Below are 17,735 nucleotides of genomic sequence, written 5' to 3'. Positions count from 1 at the left end.
ATCTGTCTCAGCGACCTTTGCCGTGAGAACGAGGCGTACTTTAACGGATTAATTTATCTGGTCAACAATAAATTTTATCTTTTTGATTTAAGTGCTTAAAAAGCGATCCAGACGGTACAATTGGCATTCAATTAGGCCAAGAAACACTCGTTAGCTTTCATCAACTCTAAGTCACACACATGTTGATGCCCGTAACGGCTTAGCTTGTAAACGCCTGACTAACGCGGATCGTAGTCACCACTCTCTTCAGCTCTGTAACATCTGTAACAATTGGAGCCCCTACTCTTGGCACTGTTTCACACGAAATATCATATTTTGTTACCGATAACTTTGCATCGAATGTGGTCGTACCTTTATAAAATCATTGACATTTTTTATTTTCAAAAAAAGCTCAATTCATTATCGAAAATATCAATAAATAATGATAGCTTACACTCGTTGCAGTAATTTAATGGACATATATCACATATAAGGACGTGGTTTACTTTGGCGACACACCATAAGAAAAACAAGGTATATCACTAATGTCTATCAAGAATCTTTCTATAGCGAAAAAGATATCGCTATCGTTTTTACTCATTGCCATCGTCAACATTGCGTTTGGCGTATTTTTATCTACAGAGCTCAAAAGCATTAAATCTGAGCTTTTAAACTATACCGATGATACGCTTCCTGCTATGGAAAGAGTAGATTCGATCCGAGATCACTTGTCTCGCTGGCGCCGTGCTCAGTTTGCGACATACACTTATGAAGACGCAGACCAAATCAGAAACAAAATTGCCAGCAACATTCGCGAACGTGAAAAGATCAGCAAAGAGCTCGATTCTTACGGTGAAACGATTTGGCCTGGTGAAGAGCAACAAACTTACCAGCGCCTTATGCGTCAGTGGAAAAAGTACTTGGTCACTATGGATCAGTACAACGAAGCGATGCTAGCCAACGACAAAAGCAAGGCCCACCCTATTTTGGCGAACTCTTTACCTGCTTTCGAAGCGGTTGACTCTGAGCTCGGTGAACTGATCCGTCTACTTAAAAATGCTATGGACAGTAACAAAACTCATATTCTTTCTTCTGTAAATGGATTGAGTAACTCGTCAATTGCAAGCAACGTGATTATTCTGCTTATCATGGTAGGCATGACGTACGTGCTGACACGCCTTATTTGTGGCCCACTAAAACTTGTTGTCGAGCAAGCAAATGCCATCGCAACAGGTGACCTATCAAACGACATCGATCGTAAAGCCATCGGCAATGACGAGCTAGGTGAGCTGGCGGATGCGACCACTAAGATGCAAGATGACTTGCGCCAAGTTATCGACAACGTGATTGCTGCGGTCACACAGTTAAGCAGTGCAGTAGAAGAGATGAATCAAATCTCTGATATTTCTGCGTCTGGTATGAAAGATCAACAACTGCAAATCACACACATTGCTACGGCAATGACAGAAATGAAAGCAGCAGTAGCCGATGTTGCACGTAATACTGAAGATTCAGCGAACCAAGCTAACGAAGCAAACCGTCGTACACAACATGGTGTTCGTGAAACGCAAGGCATGGTTGACGCGATTCATGAAGTTTCAAACGTAATTGGCGCTGCGGGCGATACTGTGGCAGAGCTTGAACAGCAATCGAATAAAATTAACGTTATTGTTGATGTTATCCGTGACATTGCCGATCAAACCAACCTACTTGCGCTTAATGCAGCCATTGAAGCTGCGCGTGCTGGTGAGTCTGGTCGCGGTTTTGCCGTGGTTGCGGACGAGGTTCGAACACTTGCAGGCCGTACGCAAGATTCAACCAGCGAAATTACGTCGATCATTGAACAGCTACAATCGCTTGCAAAAGACGCGAAATCTGCGACAGAACTTTCTAGAACCAGTATCTCAGAATGTGCAGAGCAAGGCATTCAATCAAAACAGCTGATGAGCGACATTGAACACTCGATTTCTGATATCTCAGACATGGGCACCCAAATTGCCACGGCTTGTAACCAGCAAGACTCTGTTGCAGAAGAGCTTAACCGTAGCATTGAAAACATACACTTGGCATCTCAAGAAGTATCACAGGGCTCAGAGCAAACCGCACAGGCTTGTCGTGAGCTAAGCCAGCTGTCAATTTCTCTTAAAGATGTAATGAGCCGCTTTAAACTGAGTTAAACTCAGTTGATACCTTAGTTGATATTGAATCAACCTCGATTTGCGCAAATTGAGTGCAATCACTGAGATATATTTAGGTATATTGAATCATGATCTTCAAAAACGCTCCAAAGCACTACTTGGAGCGTTTTACTTCGTCAGGTACTTTCCCCAAGTACTCAATAACATAACCAATACAAAAAACGCGTACGGAGACTTTATGCGCTTAAATAAAACCTTACTATCACTGACTATCGCTGCTGCAACCGTTGCTCCTGCGATGCAAGCTACTGCTGCCCCTCTTCAAATTAGCAACACTGTAGTAAAAGCAGAGCAAGTTCAAGGCGCTAACGCTTGGCTGGAAATAAGCTTAGGTCAATTCCGCGATAATATTGAGCAGTTCAAGTCGCACATGGATGGCAAAACGAAAATCTGCGCCGTGATGAAAGCCGACGCATACGGTAATGGCATCGCGGGCCTGATGCCGACTATTATCGAACAACAAATCCCTTGCGTTGCCGTTGCAAGTAACGCCGAAGCACAGACCGTTCGCGACAGTGGCTTTAAAGGTCAACTTATGCGTGTACGCTCGGCGGATATTGGCGAGATCGAAGCTGCAATCGACTTAAATATTGAAGAGCTGATTGGCACTGCAGAGCAAGCCAAAGTACTGTCTAAGCTAGCAGAGAAAGCGGGTAAAGAAATCAAAGTTCACCTTGCTCTTAACGACGGTGGTATGGGACGAAATGGCGTTGATATGACAACAAAAGCGGGCAAGCAAGAAGCGCTAGAAATCGCTCAACAAGCTGGCGTTAATATTGTTGGCATCATGACTCATTTCCCTAACTACAATGCAGACGAAGTTCGTCAAAAGTTATCTTCGTTCAAAGACAGCTCTGCATGGCTGATTAAAGAAGCGGGCCTAAAACGCGAAGATATTTTGCTGCACGTGGCCAACTCTTACACTGCACTTAATGTTCCTGAAGCACAGCTTGATATGGTTCGTCCTGGTGGCGTTTTATACGGTGATCTGCCAACCAACCCTGAGTACCCTTCTATCGTGTCTTTCAAAACACGCGTGGCATCCGTTCACCATCTGCCAAAAAATAGCACTGTCGGTTACGACAGCAGCTACAAAACGAGCAAAGAAAGCCTAATGGCGAACATTCCTGTTGGTTACTCTGATGGCTACCCACGAAAAATGGGCAATACGGCAGAAGTACTGATCAATGGCCAACGAGCAAAAGTTGCAGGTGTGGCTTCAATGAACACCACCATGGTTGATATTACAGGTATCAAAGATGTTGAGCCTGGTTCTGAAGTTGTACTGTTTGGCTCTCAGCAAGGCAAAACGATTTCGGCAGCAGAAATGGAAAAACATGCAGAGGTCATCTTCCCAGAACTATACACGGTTTGGGGGGCTGCGAACCCTCGTGTCTACGTAAAATAAACCCTTTCAGTTGTTCGTAACAGAACGAAAAAGCGAGCCTCGTGCTCGCTTTCCTACTTATATACTAATCTGTAACAATCCGTGCTCTTCTCAATTGAACAGAGTTTGCTATTTGCGTTGCGTTACTTTCCTTGAGCCCTAGCAAGTGACAAATCCTCTAACCCCTTCATCTTAAAGTCGTTCAGGTATACTTGTTTTTTTATATAGCACTTAGTGTTTGAAAGCCATTTCAATTGATGTTAAACATGAAGTTTACAAAAGAATAACAAACGCATTCATATGGCACTGCCCTTTTTGCCTGCTGGCTAGGTATCTCTATGACAGAAAATACTCAACATCTTCAGCGCTCCTCATCAGAGTTGCACGAATTTACCCGGATCGACGTGTGGAACGGTTTCACCCAACTTTTACCTCTGTCCATGTTTGTGGTCATATTTGGCCTCGCATTCGGTGTTGCCGCCGTACAAACTGGACTAGATGTATTTCCCACTATGTTGATGAGCACACTGGTCTTCGCCGGTGCTTCACAATTTGCCACGCTAGAAATGTGGGGAGCAGAAGTACCTCTGATTCCAGTGCTTATTACTGTATTTGCTATTAATGCTCGTCACCTCTTGATGGGCGCTACGCTTTATCCATGGTTACGACAACTCCCACCGACAAAACGTTACGGTGTAATGCTAGTAGCATCAGACGCGAACTGGGCAATGGCACTCAATGCATTTGGTAGAAAAGAACCAGGTTTTGGTTTGCTTGTTGGTGGCGGCTTAGCGATGTGGTCCTTTTGGATTGTTGGCACCTGGATCGGCATTTATTTTGGTAACGCAATCAAAGATCCGGTGAGCCTCGGACTCGATATGGTTATGGGATGCTTCCTGCTGTCTATGGTGGTGGCTGGGCCGAAAGACTTAAGAATCTTTGCAATTTGGGCCACAGCAGCAGCCTCTTCTATGTTGGCGTACTGGTATTTACCAGAGAATAGCCACGTAGTGGTTGGCGCCATTACTGGTGGAGTCTTAGGTGCTTGTTGGAAGGAGAAAAAAGCATGAACATCGAAACGAGCGTAGGTGGCACACTGCTTATCATCATCGCTATGGCGTTAGTCACGCTCATAACCCGCTGGGGCGGAGTGTATGTTATGTCATTTATTCCAATTAGCGAACGGGTTCAACGTTTCATCACTGCGATGTCAGGTTCCGTATTAGTTGCCCTTTTAGCCCCACTAGCGGTTGAAGGTGATAACGGTGCTAGAGCAGCACTTTTTTCTACTGCCGTCGTTATGTTCATCGTGAAAAAGCCTCTGCCCGCAATTGCAGCTGGCATCATCGCAGCCGCCGCGGTACGTGCTCTTTAACCGTCCTCAGCTAGATAATTACTTAAGCTCACATTCTTCGATTGTGAGCTTAACCGCGCCTTATAAACTAACCACGACAACTTAGTCTCGACTTAACCACGGCGCTTTTTGGCATTGCTCTTTTAGGAGAGATAAAAAGCCAGTGACTCGCGCTGACCTCTCATGCGCAGCAGAACTCACGAGGGCAACAATATCGGCATTTGGAAGCTCGTAATCTGGTAATAATCGCACTAATTTACCACTATCAACCTGTGACTGAATATCCCATTCAGATCGCATGATGATCCCTAAGTCTCTTAAGGCCCAGTCTTTAATCACTCTGCCCTCATTACTTGCAAGTGAAGGACGAATTCGAACATTTTCTATGGCTCCTGAGACTGTATGAGTAAAGCTCCACAACGTGACATCTTCATTATTTTCTCTCAACGCAATACATTGATGCATCTTAAGATCTTGCGGAGTTTCAGGCTGTCCATAACGTGATAAATACTCCGGCGAAGCGCAAACAAAGCGCTTGTTTGGGGCTAAACTCACCATCTTAAGGCTGGAATCCGCCAGGTGACCAATGTAGATGATAATGTCCCATTTATGATGGTTGGCCCAGTTTGGCTTATCTGATAACTCTAGCTCCACTTCTAGGCGCGGATGAGCTTTTTTATACTCACCTAATAAAGGTGCTATCACATCGTTGCCAAAGCCAAGGGGCGCCAATACTCTTAGACGACCACTGACATCCCCTCTGCTTTCATTGAGTTTATCGGTGAGTTCATCCAAATCCTCAAGGATAGAACTACCTGTATCGACTAAAACGCGCCCTTCTTCTGTTAAGCTAACTATGCGCGAAGGCCGTTGAAGTAACTTAAGCGATAGCTTCTTTTCGATATGTTGAATACGCTGAGTGACTGATGGAGGCGTTATATTGAGCGCACGAGCCGCATCTGCCAATGTCCTATGGTTAGAAACTACCACAAGAAATCGAATATCTTCTGTCGTTAACATTAACTTCCAACCTAATGTATAAGTAGATTTTTGTTAATATAATTCAACTTCTTCCTACTTCATAATCATTTCATCAATAGTTAATTTCACTTTGCAAGCTTAGGTAAATGAAATGATTAAGCATACAGAACACCCTAATTTAGAAAAACAATACAATGCTATTGGCACACCATTTCTCTATTTGGACAAACAAAAATTTTTGAGCAACCTTACTCAAATGCGCAGCCATATGTCGAAACTAGGCACACCACTTAGGCCCCACTTTAAGACAGTAAAATCGTTAGATGCGCTTCCGTACTTAATTGACTCTATAGAGGATCCAATCACTGTATCCACCCTTGAAGAAGCAGAACAGCTTGCCAGTTATGGTTGTAAAGACATTCTCTATGCTGTTGGCATATCAAAAGAAAAGCTATTGCGAGTCGAACTGCTACTGAAACGTGGTATGAGTATTGTGGTTTTACTTGATAGCATGGAACAAGTCGATTTCGTTAACAGCTACTGTCAAGAACGTGGGTGTGTTATTAGCTGTCTGATAGAGATTGATTGCGACGGACACCGAGGTGGTGTAAGTGCAGATTCCGAAGCCCTAATTGCAATGGCTAATAGCTTAGATAAGGGTTTGGCCGATTTTAAAGGGGTGATGCTCCACGCAGGTGAGTCTTACCACTGTAAGTCTCGAGAAGCGTTAAACCAATCCGCCAGTAATGAAGTAGCGACTGCACAACTTGCAGCGAAACGCCTCGAGTCGGTTGGGATTTACTGCGATATAGTCAGCGTGGGGTCTACCCCGACGGCATGCTCATACACAAACACAAGTGGAATCACAGAAGTCAGAGCTGGCGTCTATTCGTTGTTTGACTTAGTGATGCATCGGCTTGGAGTGTGTACCTTAAACGATATCGCAATCTCAGTAGTAAGTAGTGTTATTGGACACAACAAATCGAGGGGGCAAATATTTGTTGATGCTGGTTGGATGGCTCTTTCTTTAGATAAAGGCCATGACGAACAATGTTATGGCGTGGTTCTCCAACCGAACGGCCAAGAGAATCAAATACTGAAAGTCGTGCAGGTAAATCAAGAGCACGGCATACTCGAAGCGGCTTCTGGAAGCGAGATCGACTTCGAATGTTTTCCCATTGGTTCTAGAGTACACATCGTCCCAAATCATGCATGTTCTACAAGCGCGATGCACAGTAAATACTATGTCTTTGACTTGGTCGAGGGTCAAATTGAGCAATGGCAACGTGTTTCAGGGTGGTAAACATGATTTATCTAGATGAAAAAACGACAGCAGCGTTAATTTCTCACGAACTGGCATACAAAGCGGTCAAAGCGGCATTTTCTTCAGTACAAGATCAGCACTCATCAATATTTCCGGTCGTTAACGCATCAGGCCAGATCGAAGGCTCAATGTTTTCACTCAAATCAGCATGCACAAATCAATTACTTGGTTGGAAAATGGGAAGCTATTGGCCTTGCAATAATCAGTTTGGGCGACCAAACCATGGTACTCATATCTTTCTTCTTTCACCGGATACGGGGGAAATGAAAGCCATTTTGTCAGCAAGTTTGGTCAATGCCTACCGAACTGCAGCAGCTGATGCCATCGCTGTTGATCTACTGGCGAGACAAGATTCATCTGTACTCGCGTTATTTGGCACAGGTCATCAAGCTAAATACGAAGCGCTTGCCATTTCAAAAGTTAGGAATCTATCTAAAGTCCTGATTGTTGGTAGAAATCAGACTAACGCCAACCAATTAGCGCAAGAGCTAAGCAAAGAAGGGTTAACAACAGACATCAAATCCGCTCAAGAAGCCTGTGAAAGCGCAGATATTATTGTTACCGTTACAGCGTCCACCGCTCCTTTGTTTGAATCTTCATGGGTAAAACCTGGAACTCATATTTCTGCAATGGGAGCAGATAAAATAGGAAAACAGGAACTTCCACCATCGCTATTCGAGAACACCACCCTCTACTGTGATTATTTATCTCAGTCCAAAACGATTGGTGAGTTCCAGCATGCGCCAGATAAAGAGATCTATCAGATCGGTGACAAGCTTCAATTAAAAGAAAGGAACAAAAACGACATTACTATTTTTGATAGCTCAGGAATTGCCTATCAAGATCTTTATGTTGCGCAAATGGTTTTAGATAAATACCTATCCAAGGGAGATTACCATGAATAACGTTGGCTTTTTAAAAATAAACGGTAACACCATCGATGACATTATCGACCTCTCCGTGGAAGAGTCCCAAAAACATCTCATTGCTAATAACGCAGAATGGCTTGCAGAGGCAAGTTTCAACGACGATAGCGTCAGTTACGGCATTTATTTAGACGACAAGCCAGCAGGGCTCATCTCTCTTATCGATCCAAGACTACTCGACAAGTTCGATGATCACTTTCAAAAGGATCATTTGTACGTGTGGCGCGTCATGATTGACCATCGTTTTCAAGGAAAGGGATTGGGAAATCAAGCGATTAACTTTAGCAAACGATACGCTTCCATTATCGGTTTACAAGGCGTGTCCCTGACCACAATGGATAAAGAGGAGGGGAATGCTCTCCATATTTACCAAAAGCTTGGTTTTAGCCCAACAGGAAGAAGACTTGATGATGAAATAGAGTTGATTTTTAGCGTCAAAGAGTAAAAAGCCAACCTGGTCGGCCATATAGTGTTCCACCAGGTTGACTTGATGAATATTCAATGCTTATGCACAGCAGTTACAATTGCGCTTATATTTGTCCATTTTGCCAATACCAGGGTTAAAGGTGTTGGTTGGATCTAGCTCGTGGTAAAACTTCTGCAGCGAATTTTCAGCTTCGTACAAGTGACCCACATTATGTTCTGCTGGGTATTTAGCACCACGGCTATTGAGGTGTTCTAACATCAGCTTTTTCATCAACTTCGTGTCGGTCCCTTTTTTGAAAATGTAATCTTGATGGAATACATAACACATAAAGTGACCATAATAGAGCGCTTGAACAAGGTTCTTACTCACCTCTTCCGGTAAAGTTTCTAGCCACTCTTCATCATTACGTCGCAAAGCGATATCAAGTGCAACGATGTCTTCTACGTCTTTTCGGTGAATCGTCTCGTAACGAATTGCTGCACCTGCTGCTGCAAAGCGATGTAAATAAGCTTTTTTACCCTCTTCCGGCGTACACTCGAAGAAATCACAGTCGTCTTCAACAACCCAAACTTCTTTGAGGTATTTTTGCGCTTCAGCAATACCACCATCACTCATTTTCAATACCAGGTGATGCTCATACTTATCACGGAAATCCAGCATTCGTTCTGGTAAATGTTGTGGGAACAACTTACTCGCGTAGTACAAAATGGTATCCGGCAGGTATTTACTAACAAACGGGACGCGCTCTAAGACATTTTCTACTTTAGCTTTAAGTGCAAACATTTTTGGCAGCTTATCTGTGCCTAATAAGTCGATGGATAAGAAGACGTCTTTGCCGTACTTCTCTGCCATGTTGAAGATATCTCGATGCAAGTATTCTCCCATCTCAGGCAAGTTCTCAAACGTAGATAAGAAATCTTTTCGCAGCTTCGTCAGTTTCGCAGGATCATTGGTGCCAAGGTAAAAAACCTGCTCTTTTTCGGGTACTGGGTAGCTATCAACTCGAACGGCGAAAACACCCAATTTGCCAGCGCAGCCACTGGCTTCAAATAATCGACGTTCATCGGCATTAAAGCGAGAAGGAATGTCAGAAGTCACGTCTCGAACACGTTCATCGTATTCTTTGTCTGATGCCATTCGCTCGTCATGAATGATCTTCGCTGGGTCAAAGTTTCCTTCTTGCAGGTTTGTCAGAATTTCTTCTGGCGTTTCACCTAACCCTTCAATACCAAGGTGGTTAACCAGGTGTAATTGGCCTTGCTTATCGACCTGCGCATAGATCGCCAGTTCGGTGTAAGCAGGACCACGCTTGACTAACGCACCGCCTGAGTTATTGGCGATACCACCAACCACAGTGGCACCTAATGATGAAGAACCGATGATAGAGTGCGGCGCTCGGTTCACCGCCTTCAATTCTTTTTCCAATGAGTGCAAACTTGCACCAGGCAAGCATACCGCCTGCTTACCGCCATCTAATAAGTGAATCTTCTTGATTTTGGTAATATTGATCACAACCACATCACGGTCATAATCATTACCACTTGGAGCTGAGCCTTCTGTTAAACCTGTTTTGGCAGCCTGCATAATAATAATGCAGTTTGCTTCAACGCACTGTTTAATGATCTTCCATTGTTCTACAAGAGTATTAGGAAACACGATAGCAAGCGCAGTGCCACTACCTGAGCGAAAACCCGAGCGGTAGTATTTTGTTTTAACCTCGTCGGTTAGGACATTTTCTTCCCCAACGATAGTTTTAAATTCGTCAATCAGCTGCTTTTGTTTCATATCCGTATCTCTAGTTATTGTACTTCGCTCACATCACCGTTTAGTGACGGTAATGGGCGTTTGAGCCACTATAAGCAGTCCATTTCTCGGCGTCTATGTCAGGCAGGCGAGCAACACTTAACCAATAGACAACAAACAAAATAATTCTTTTATTTTTCTGTCACTTATCTTTCACATTCGGAAAATTTAACGCAAGAAACAGACCGTTTCTTAAAAGAAACAATAGCAAAACCATTTGTTAACAGTTGTGCGCAGCATCTTGTTATCAATATTAGTGATAAAACAAGGAGAAAGCTTAAGCTTCTAAATTTATAAGAATTATTAGAAATGAAGATGGAAACAATAACTCAACACCAACATAACGATTGGTGTTGAGTTATTGTCTTAAAATCGATGATTTTGACTTTGAAAGCTGGTGTATAGATGATCAATGAAGATCTTAATTTTTTCTGGTTGTTGACGAGTGTAAGGATACACTGCATAAATACCCAAACATTTGGCGGTTTCATCTTTGAACAATTGAATCAGGCGGCCTTGCTTTAAGTCTTCATAAACCAAGACACGCGGTACATAGATGATTCCCTGCCCTAACAACGCCACATTTCTCAATACAGAAGAATTGTTGGTACAGAGGTTACCGTCGACGGTGATTTGATATACCTCGTCTCCATCTTTAAACGCCCACTCATGCGCTCCGGTTTCTTGGTAGGAATAGACTAAACAATTGTGTTTATCCAAGGCTTGAGGTTGTTTAGGTATGCCATGTTTAGCCAGGTATTGGGGTGACGCGCAAATAATCCAATTCGCATCCACCAGCTTTCTTGCAATCAGACTAGAATCTGGCAACACACCCGTTCTAATTGCCAGATCAAAACGTTCATTCACGATATCGACGAAACGATTATCTAGATCCATGTCGATATTGATGTCAGGGTATTTCTGATTAAACTCATTGATCACTTTAGGAAGAATTAACTCACCAGAAATAGTGGGTACAGAAACTTTAATGTTTCCAGATAAATTCTTACCCAACCCCACAATGGATTCTTCTGCCGTTGCCACCGCTTGATAAACGGCTTTTGCATGAGTAAAGAACGCCCGCCCTGCCTCAGTCAACGTTAACGTTCGCGTTGTTCGGTAAAGAAGCTGTACACCAAGCTCTTGCTCAAGCTTGGCGATGCGTTTACTGACAACCGATTTGGTCAATGACATGTGTCTTGCAGCAGCACTGAATGAGCCTTGCTCGATCAGGTGATAGAAAATGATGTAATCGTCGGTATTTCTCATGCGTCTTCGTCAAATCCTTTGGAGACCGACATTGTAAACGGATATTGGTCAATCTGCGAAATATCGGGTCACACTTAACAACATAACTGGTGACAGAAACAAGGGTTATACCCACAGTTCAAGAAATTGAGATGGCGTAAATTTATCAATATTCAGATACAAAAAAACCAGCTTTCGCTGGTTTTAAGTTGATGCACTTGGCATCGAGATACCGCAATTGCCATATCTGAATAATTTGGAGCGACACACGAGGTTCGAACTCGTGACCTCAACCTTGGCAAGGTTGCGCTCTACCAACTGAGCTAGTGTCGCATTGATTCTCGAAAGCCATTCACTCTCAAAAGAATAATGGAGGCGCCTCCCGGAGTCGAACCGAGGTCCACGGATTTGCAATCCGCTGCATAGCCACTCTGCCAAGGCGCCTTTTTTACTTCGCTTCAGGGCTCTTCCCCGTTGCGTTGGTGGCTACTTTACGGATTGAGAGAAGATAGTCAAACAAAAATCTTTCATTTTCTGTTTGTTTGATTTCTTTTAAGCCAATTAGACCAAAGTTCGATCTTATCGGCTTAAAACGAAGCAATATAAATCTAGCTTCCTGTACGTTTTACTCAATAGAATTTCAATGTCACTTAGTAATTACCGACCCGTTTAAGCAACCTGCCCACAACATTAGGATGATAAGACCATGTGTGATCAAACATCGACATCAATGCCGGGTTTCCGTATTTAGATAGGCTGATCGCGTGAAAACGGTTTTTCTTCGCTTTAAGCGCATCCACTTTGGCAAGCAACTCGTCTTGTTGTTTTGGCGCGATAAAGTCGGAAATGACCACCATATCGGCATTTTTGTACTTATCACCGCTCATCAAGTCGATAGATTTGATCAAAGTTGGCTCTAAGTCTGTACCACCATGGAAGCTATAAGTTAAAAAGTCCGCCGCCTCGCGCAGACCATCTTGTTTGGTTAGCTCGTACGTAATGTGTTCCGTCGAAAAAATAATGACATAGCAATCACGTTGCTCCGCTAATGCAATTTGCATCAGCGCATAAGCCATGGCTTTGGCGCATTGCTCAGGAAACCCGCTCATTGAGCCGGACGCGTCCACACACACAATAAACGGACCTTTTTCGATATCTACCGCTTTGTTGTCAGGTCGGTGAGCTTTAACTTTACGTAACGTGCGCGATTTGCCCTGTGTACGGTAGTTCATAAGTCGTTTATCGACTAAGTGTTTATAGAACACGACCTCGAGTTCAGGATACGCCAAAAACATCGTTTCGTTGGGAAGTAGCTTATTTAAATCATCGCTTTCGTGAATGCCGACAATATCATCTGTCGCTTCATCACTCTTCTCTTCGATCATTTGTAGCTCTTCGGTAGGCGCGCGGTTAAGTTCGGGATCATTCACTTGCCCCGCCATACGACCAAGTTGCTCGGCTATTTCTTGCAAGCCTTGGTGCTTCTTCAGAAACTCCGCATGGCGTTTCATCACTGTTAAGTCAGTTTTGCTCAACTTGGCAGATGCCATATCCCATAAGCGCCCTACACTTTCAGCATCACCCGACTCCGTGACCTTATCCATATTACGCATGGTCTCCATACGCTGATACAGGTCATTCAGCACTTTCTCTTTATTGGCCTCAAGCTCGCTTACTTGCGCTTGCTTAATCGCATCGGCTAGGCTTTGGTACCATTGATCACAGAAGTAATGTGGGAACATGGGATTATTCATCCCCTTGTTCTTCTCCATCATTCGGCGAGCCTGCATATAAAAAGCGGAGTTCCACTCAAGCTTTTTAATCACATCTTCGATGTTTTCGAAAAACGCCTCTTCATCCCAGTGAATGACCTCTTGATATAAAGACAGCTCTTGTTGGAAACGCTCTGTCTCACATACCTTGGTAATCCGTTTTTTAACACTGCCTCGCCACTTTAATAAGTGGCCTTTGACTGAAGATTTAACGCCTCGGTTTTCCGCCATCATCATGACTTGTGAACGCGCCATTAAATCATTAACTGCGCTATCGATGATGCCAGAGTCGGCTACCATCAGCGCGAGGTTAAGTCCGTCTGCACCTAGCATGTCGTCTCCTTATGAGAAAAACTGATGTAAGTTTTTAAAGCGTTGGATAACTTTCTCGCTTTCAGCTTGGATAGACTCAAGTCTCTGACTGACCTGCTGCAGACTCGACTCCATTAGGCGTGGTAATTCAGGATCAACAAAGCTATGCGGAAGCGCATCATGGAAATTCGCTTTTACCTTGCGCATATGGTGCTCTGCTTCACTGAGTTGATTTACGGCTTTTTCACTCTGCGTTAACCACTTTTGGTAAAGCTCTACATCCAAACCCTCTTGAGTCACTAAGCTCACCAGAATGCCTCGGTTTGCGATATCACGAATAACTAGGTTATTTGCGGCATCAACATCAAATCGTAAACGACACATGTTGGTGTTTTGATTGACGTAGCCATACACATCACCGTGTCCTTCTTTGATGACTCGGTCTAGTTCATCTTTTGGCACGTAAACCCAGCGGCTATCGCCTTTCTCTGATTCTGAAACCGACATGTTGCTTTGCAAGACAACCAATTTAACTAAGTTAACGGCTGCGCCAACTTTGTACATCTTGGCTTTAGAGGTATCAAAGCGCATGGTTTCTTTGCGCAAAATACCCGTTGCCGCTTCAGACGTTAACGTCATGCGGTAGGCATCTTCAAGTTCATGTTGAACATCAACCAAAGACTCACGGCAATACTCGATTTCCTGCTCCGCGTCTTGTTGATCAAATGCATGTTTTAAGGCGAACTCTTGAACCACTTCACGTACCACATCTCGCGATTCAGGACTGTTCCATAAGCAATCTTGCAACAGTAGAAGGTCAAGCGGATTGATTTCATCGCGACCATTAAAAAACGCGCTCGCTTTTAACAACTTCACGGCTTTCTTCCAGCGGCGGTCAGACACATACATGTCGGTATTAGCGACATCGCCAAACTGAGCTTCGACTTTACTTTCTAACATCGTTTTAAGCTGGAAAAGCTTCTCGAATGCATTATCGGTTAACGTCAGCTTGTCGAGCTGCTGTTGCCATTGATGATATTCTTCATCTGTTATTGCTAGCCCTTCTGGCACTTGTGCCTCTTGTGACGTGCCTACCGTCAACATCGACTTAAAGTTTTGTTTATTCTGAATTCGATTCACAAACACGCGCACCAACATGCGGTCATAGAGTGCATCCAAACCACTGTCTTCATCTGGCAGTTCATTGGACGCCGATACCAACAAACGCATTGGCACACGCTCAATATCGCTGCCATTTTTGAACGTTTTCTCATTGACCACTGTCAGCAATGTATTCAGAATGGCGGGGCCCGCCTTCCAGATTTCATCTAAAAATACGACTTGTGCGGTTGGCAAATACCCTTTAGTTAAGCGAACATAACGACCGTTATCTTTGAGTTCTTGAATACTCAGTGGCCCAAAAACTTCTTCAGGTGTTGAGAATCGAGTCATCAGGTATTCAAAGTAACTGCTATTATCGAACGCTTGGATAAGTCGCTTGGCAATTAAGCTTTTTGCAATGCCAGGTGGGCCTAAAAGAAAAACACTTTCACCAGCAAGTGCCGCAAGGAGGCAGAGCTTGATGGTATGTTCGCGTTCATAAACGCCATCCGTTAACGCTTTAGCCAACTTGTTGATGCGTTCTGAGAGAAGCGCTTTTTCGGCATTTGAGGCAAATAAGGTTTGTGTCATACGTTCTCCGGCTGCTGAACTGGTATTGCGTTAACATTTTTATACACTTGTTATAACTTTGTTACAAATGTATTTTGTTGAATTCCCCTTATAGCAGATGCTTACCCCCTTCTTTAGCCAGCAATCAAAGTTTCCATTTATGAGATACAGCTCACTGAAAGTGCAAACGCTTTCGTCGTGTTGCAACATTTTTTGCTTTTGTTTCCCACCATTTGTGGTTAATGTCGAAAAACGTCAAAATGCGGTAACAGCTAGGGTTAATAACTGCATGAGCAAAATAGTTCATAAATGGAAGCAAATTTCTCTGATTGAAGAAGAGGTTATGCTTCCTACAGGACAGGCAATTACGCACACCACAATCCATCATCCGGGCGCTGCGGTGATTCTCCCTATTACAACGGAAGGTGAGGTAGTTCTTGTCCATCAATTTCGCCCTTCACTTAATAAATGGCTTTTGGAGCTTCCTGCTGGTACAAGAGAAGGCAATGAAGACCCTCTCTGCTGCGCGAAAAGAGAGCTAGAAGAAGAAACGGGCTATAGTGCAGAAAAATTCACCTCTCTCGGCCAAGTCACTCCCCTTGCCGGATTTTGTGATGAGATACAGTACCTATTTGTTGCTGAGAAGCTCAGCCAAACCAACCGTTACGAATGTGATGAAGATGAAGTGATTGAGGTTGTTACCTTGTCACTCCAACAACTCGAAGACAAGATTATTGATGGCACAATTACCGATGCCAAAACGATCGCTTGTTTAAGCAAAGCGCGCCTTTGCGGATATATTTAGGACTTTGACCAAGGAGACATTCATGGATTTTCGATCAGATACCGTTACACAGCCTACCCAAGCCATGCGAGAGGCCATGTTTAAGGCCCCCGTTGGGGATGATGTTTATGGTGATGACCCTACGGTCAATGAGCTTGAGGAGTTTGCCGCAGAGCTTGCAGGATTCGAAGCGGCTTTGTTTACCACTTCAGGCACGCAAGCCAATCTGCTCGGCCTAATGGCGCATTGTGAACGCGGAGATGAATATCTGTGTGGGCAGCAAGCACATAACTACAAGTACGAAGCTGGCGGCGCAGCAGTACTTGGGTCAATTCAACCTCAACCAGTCGAAAATAACCCAGATGGCACACTCCCATTTGATAAACTGGCAGCGGCGATTAAGCCAGATGATTGTCACTTTGCTCGTACCAAGCTGCTCAGCTTAGAAAACACGATTAATGGTAAAGTGCTGCCTCTGTCTTACTTAGCAGAAGCTCGTGACTTCGTGAATAAGAACAATTTGAAGATGCATCTCGACGGCGCTCGCGTTTTTAATGCAGCCGCTGCGCTTGATGTTCCGGTAAAAGAAATCGGTCAGTATTTTGATTCAATGACGATTTGTCTGTCGAAAGGTTTGGCTGCCCCTGTTGGTTCGTTACTGCTTGGTAGCAAAGAGTACATCGCAAAAGCACGTCGCTTAAGAAAGATGGTCGGCGGTGGTATGCGTCAAGCGGGTATTCTTGCCGCAGCAGGCAAACTCGCCCTTACCGAACAAGTGGAACAGCTAAAACAAGATCATACCAACGCAAAAACCTTAGCGGAAGGTTTAGCTGAACTGCCTGGTTTTTCAGTCAACCCTGAATTTGTTCAAACGAATATTGTATTCGCGAAGCTTGATCCTCAAGTGGACATAGTAAATATCGCTGCGAAACTAAAGGAACAAAATATCACGATAACACCTGGAAACCCCATTCGTTTCGTGACTCATAAAGACATTTCAGCGCAAGATATCGACAATTTCTTATCAAGCATTAAATCTCTGCTTTAGTTTGATTTTGATCATTGAGCTTCCCCTAAGGGGAAGCTTTATTGTATCGATATGACTTTTTAGCGAATAGACAATCTTCATGTTCAGATTTGTACTTCTAACCTCTCTTATTTTCTCTTCCGCTAGCCATGCCGCGCCTTTTGGTGATGCTGATAAAGGTAAAATCAAATCCCCTAGCTGCGTCTATTGTCATGGTGCAACAGGCGTCGCAGGTAATGATGCCTATCCAAATCTTGCAGGTCAAAATGCCCAGTATCTATACGATGCGATGAAGTCTTACCAAGCAGGCGAACGTAAAGGGCCGCTTGCCGAAATGATGGGCGCACAATTAAGAATGTTAAATGATGAGGATCTTCGTGATGTCGCTGCATTTTATGCAGAACAGACGCAAGACAAATGATTTGTTTATCTCGGCTCACAACAAGAGCTTGTGAGCCCCCGAACCGAGCCAAAACATTTAACCAAGCTTTGCTTGTAAAATAATCATAATGACTTCACTTCAAATATTTTATGAATTTATA

15 protein-coding genes and 2 tRNA genes are annotated in these 17,735 nt (G+C 43.8%); 10 read left to right on the top strand and 7 right to left on the bottom strand.

Annotated features, from left to right (window positions below; all coding sequences use genetic code 11):
- Window positions 1-524 precede the first annotated feature (524 nt).
- The 4 genes from J8Z23_RS16930 to J8Z23_RS16915 all read left to right on the top strand — a co-directional run bounded on the left by J8Z23_RS16930 (window position 525) and on the right by J8Z23_RS16915 (window position 4,939).
- Window positions 525-2,156 (top strand): methyl-accepting chemotaxis protein, encoded by a 1,632-nt coding sequence (locus J8Z23_RS16930; protein ID WP_012842212.1) that lies wholly within the window; start codon window positions 525-527, stop codon window positions 2,154-2,156.
- 199 nt (window positions 2,157-2,355) lie between these two features.
- Complete coding sequence (gene alr, locus J8Z23_RS16925) at window positions 2,356-3,585, top strand: alanine racemase (protein WP_434635583.1); 1,230 nt, start codon at window positions 2,356-2,358, stop codon at window positions 3,583-3,585.
- 317 nt (window positions 3,586-3,902) lie between these two features.
- Window positions 3,903-4,634 (top strand): AzlC family ABC transporter permease, encoded by a 732-nt coding sequence (locus J8Z23_RS16920; RefSeq protein ID WP_167427542.1) that lies wholly within the window; start codon window positions 3,903-3,905, stop codon window positions 4,632-4,634.
- A complete protein-coding gene (locus J8Z23_RS16915; protein WP_012842209.1) occupies window positions 4,631-4,939 on the top strand; it encodes an AzlD family protein in 309 nt (102 codons plus the stop codon). Before J8Z23_RS16920 ends, J8Z23_RS16915 begins: the two co-directional genes overlap by 4 nt.
- Before the next feature lie 81 nt (window positions 4,940-5,020).
- On the opposite strand, the gene J8Z23_RS16910 is transcribed toward J8Z23_RS16915, so the two are convergent.
- A complete protein-coding gene (locus J8Z23_RS16910) occupies window positions 5,021-5,938 on the bottom strand; it encodes a LysR family transcriptional regulator (protein ID WP_253651194.1) in 918 nt (305 codons plus the stop codon).
- A gap of 112 nt (window positions 5,939-6,050) precedes the next feature.
- Between J8Z23_RS16910 and J8Z23_RS16905 the strand changes: the two genes are divergently transcribed.
- From J8Z23_RS16905 to J8Z23_RS16895, 3 genes are read left to right on the top strand one after another with little or no spacing between them, the layout of a single operon-like run.
- Window positions 6,051-7,202, top strand: a complete 1,152-nt coding sequence (locus J8Z23_RS16905) for an alanine racemase (RefSeq protein WP_253651195.1) — start codon at window positions 6,051-6,053, stop codon at window positions 7,200-7,202.
- A 2-nt stretch (window positions 7,203-7,204) separates the two neighbouring features.
- On the top strand, window positions 7,205-8,128 hold the full coding sequence (locus J8Z23_RS16900; RefSeq protein ID WP_434635581.1) for an ornithine cyclodeaminase family protein: 924 nt from the start codon (window positions 7,205-7,207) through the stop codon (window positions 8,126-8,128).
- Window positions 8,121-8,594, top strand: coding sequence for a GNAT family N-acetyltransferase (locus tag J8Z23_RS16895; protein ID WP_395193762.1), 474 nt, complete (start codon window positions 8,121-8,123; stop codon window positions 8,592-8,594). The genes J8Z23_RS16900 and J8Z23_RS16895 overlap by 8 nt, the downstream gene beginning before the upstream one ends.
- A gap of 60 nt (window positions 8,595-8,654) precedes the next feature.
- Here the strand turns inward: J8Z23_RS16895 and dld are convergent, their stop codons facing one another.
- The 6 genes from dld to J8Z23_RS16865 all read right to left on the bottom strand — a co-directional run bounded on the left by dld (window position 8,655) and on the right by J8Z23_RS16865 (window position 15,403).
- Window positions 8,655-10,361, bottom strand: coding sequence for a D-lactate dehydrogenase (gene dld, locus J8Z23_RS16890; protein ID WP_434635580.1), 1,707 nt, complete (start codon window positions 10,359-10,361; stop codon window positions 8,655-8,657).
- Window positions 10,362-10,745: 384 nt separating this feature from the next.
- Complete coding sequence (locus tag J8Z23_RS16885) at window positions 10,746-11,648, bottom strand: LysR substrate-binding domain-containing protein (RefSeq protein WP_434635578.1); 903 nt, start codon at window positions 11,646-11,648, stop codon at window positions 10,746-10,748.
- A 236-nt stretch (window positions 11,649-11,884) separates the two neighbouring features.
- Window positions 11,885-11,960: transfer RNA gene (locus tag J8Z23_RS16880), tRNA-Gly, on the bottom strand.
- Window positions 11,961-11,997: 37 nt separating this feature from the next.
- Window positions 11,998-12,071, bottom strand: a tRNA-Cys gene (locus J8Z23_RS16875).
- A 206-nt stretch (window positions 12,072-12,277) separates the two neighbouring features.
- Window positions 12,278-13,732 carry an ATPase RavA stimulator ViaA gene (gene viaA / locus J8Z23_RS16870; protein ID WP_434635577.1) on the bottom strand — a complete coding sequence of 485 codons (1,455 nt, stop codon included), beginning with the start codon at window positions 13,730-13,732 and terminating at the stop codon, window positions 12,278-12,280.
- A 9-nt stretch (window positions 13,733-13,741) separates the two neighbouring features.
- On the bottom strand, window positions 13,742-15,403 hold the full coding sequence (locus J8Z23_RS16865; RefSeq protein WP_237308625.1) for an ATPase RavA domain-containing protein: 1,662 nt from the start codon (window positions 15,401-15,403) through the stop codon (window positions 13,742-13,744).
- A gap of 268 nt (window positions 15,404-15,671) precedes the next feature.
- Here J8Z23_RS16865 and J8Z23_RS16860 point away from each other — a divergent pair, with 268 nt between their 5' ends.
- The 3 genes from J8Z23_RS16860 (at window position 15,672) to J8Z23_RS16850 (ending at window position 17,614) form a co-directional block, all read left to right on the top strand.
- Window positions 15,672-16,187: an NUDIX hydrolase gene (locus J8Z23_RS16860; RefSeq protein WP_170891756.1), complete on the top strand. Its 516-nt coding sequence runs from the start codon at window positions 15,672-15,674 to the stop codon at window positions 16,185-16,187.
- Between the two features lie 22 nt (window positions 16,188-16,209).
- Window positions 16,210-17,214, top strand: coding sequence for a low-specificity L-threonine aldolase (gene ltaE, locus J8Z23_RS16855; protein WP_104972667.1), 1,005 nt, complete (start codon window positions 16,210-16,212; stop codon window positions 17,212-17,214).
- Window positions 17,215-17,293: 79 nt separating this feature from the next.
- Window positions 17,294-17,614: a c-type cytochrome gene (locus tag J8Z23_RS16850; RefSeq protein WP_005396401.1), complete on the top strand. Its 321-nt coding sequence runs from the start codon at window positions 17,294-17,296 to the stop codon at window positions 17,612-17,614.
- Window positions 17,615-17,735: the final 121 nt, after the last annotated feature.

Source organism: Vibrio sp. SCSIO 43086 (assembly GCF_051132235.1).
GTDB classification, from domain to species: Bacteria; Pseudomonadota; Gammaproteobacteria; order Enterobacterales; family Vibrionaceae; genus Vibrio; species Vibrio diabolicus.
Note: the sequence above shows the minus strand (reverse complement) of the source record. Positions and strands in the feature narration are given on the sequence as shown.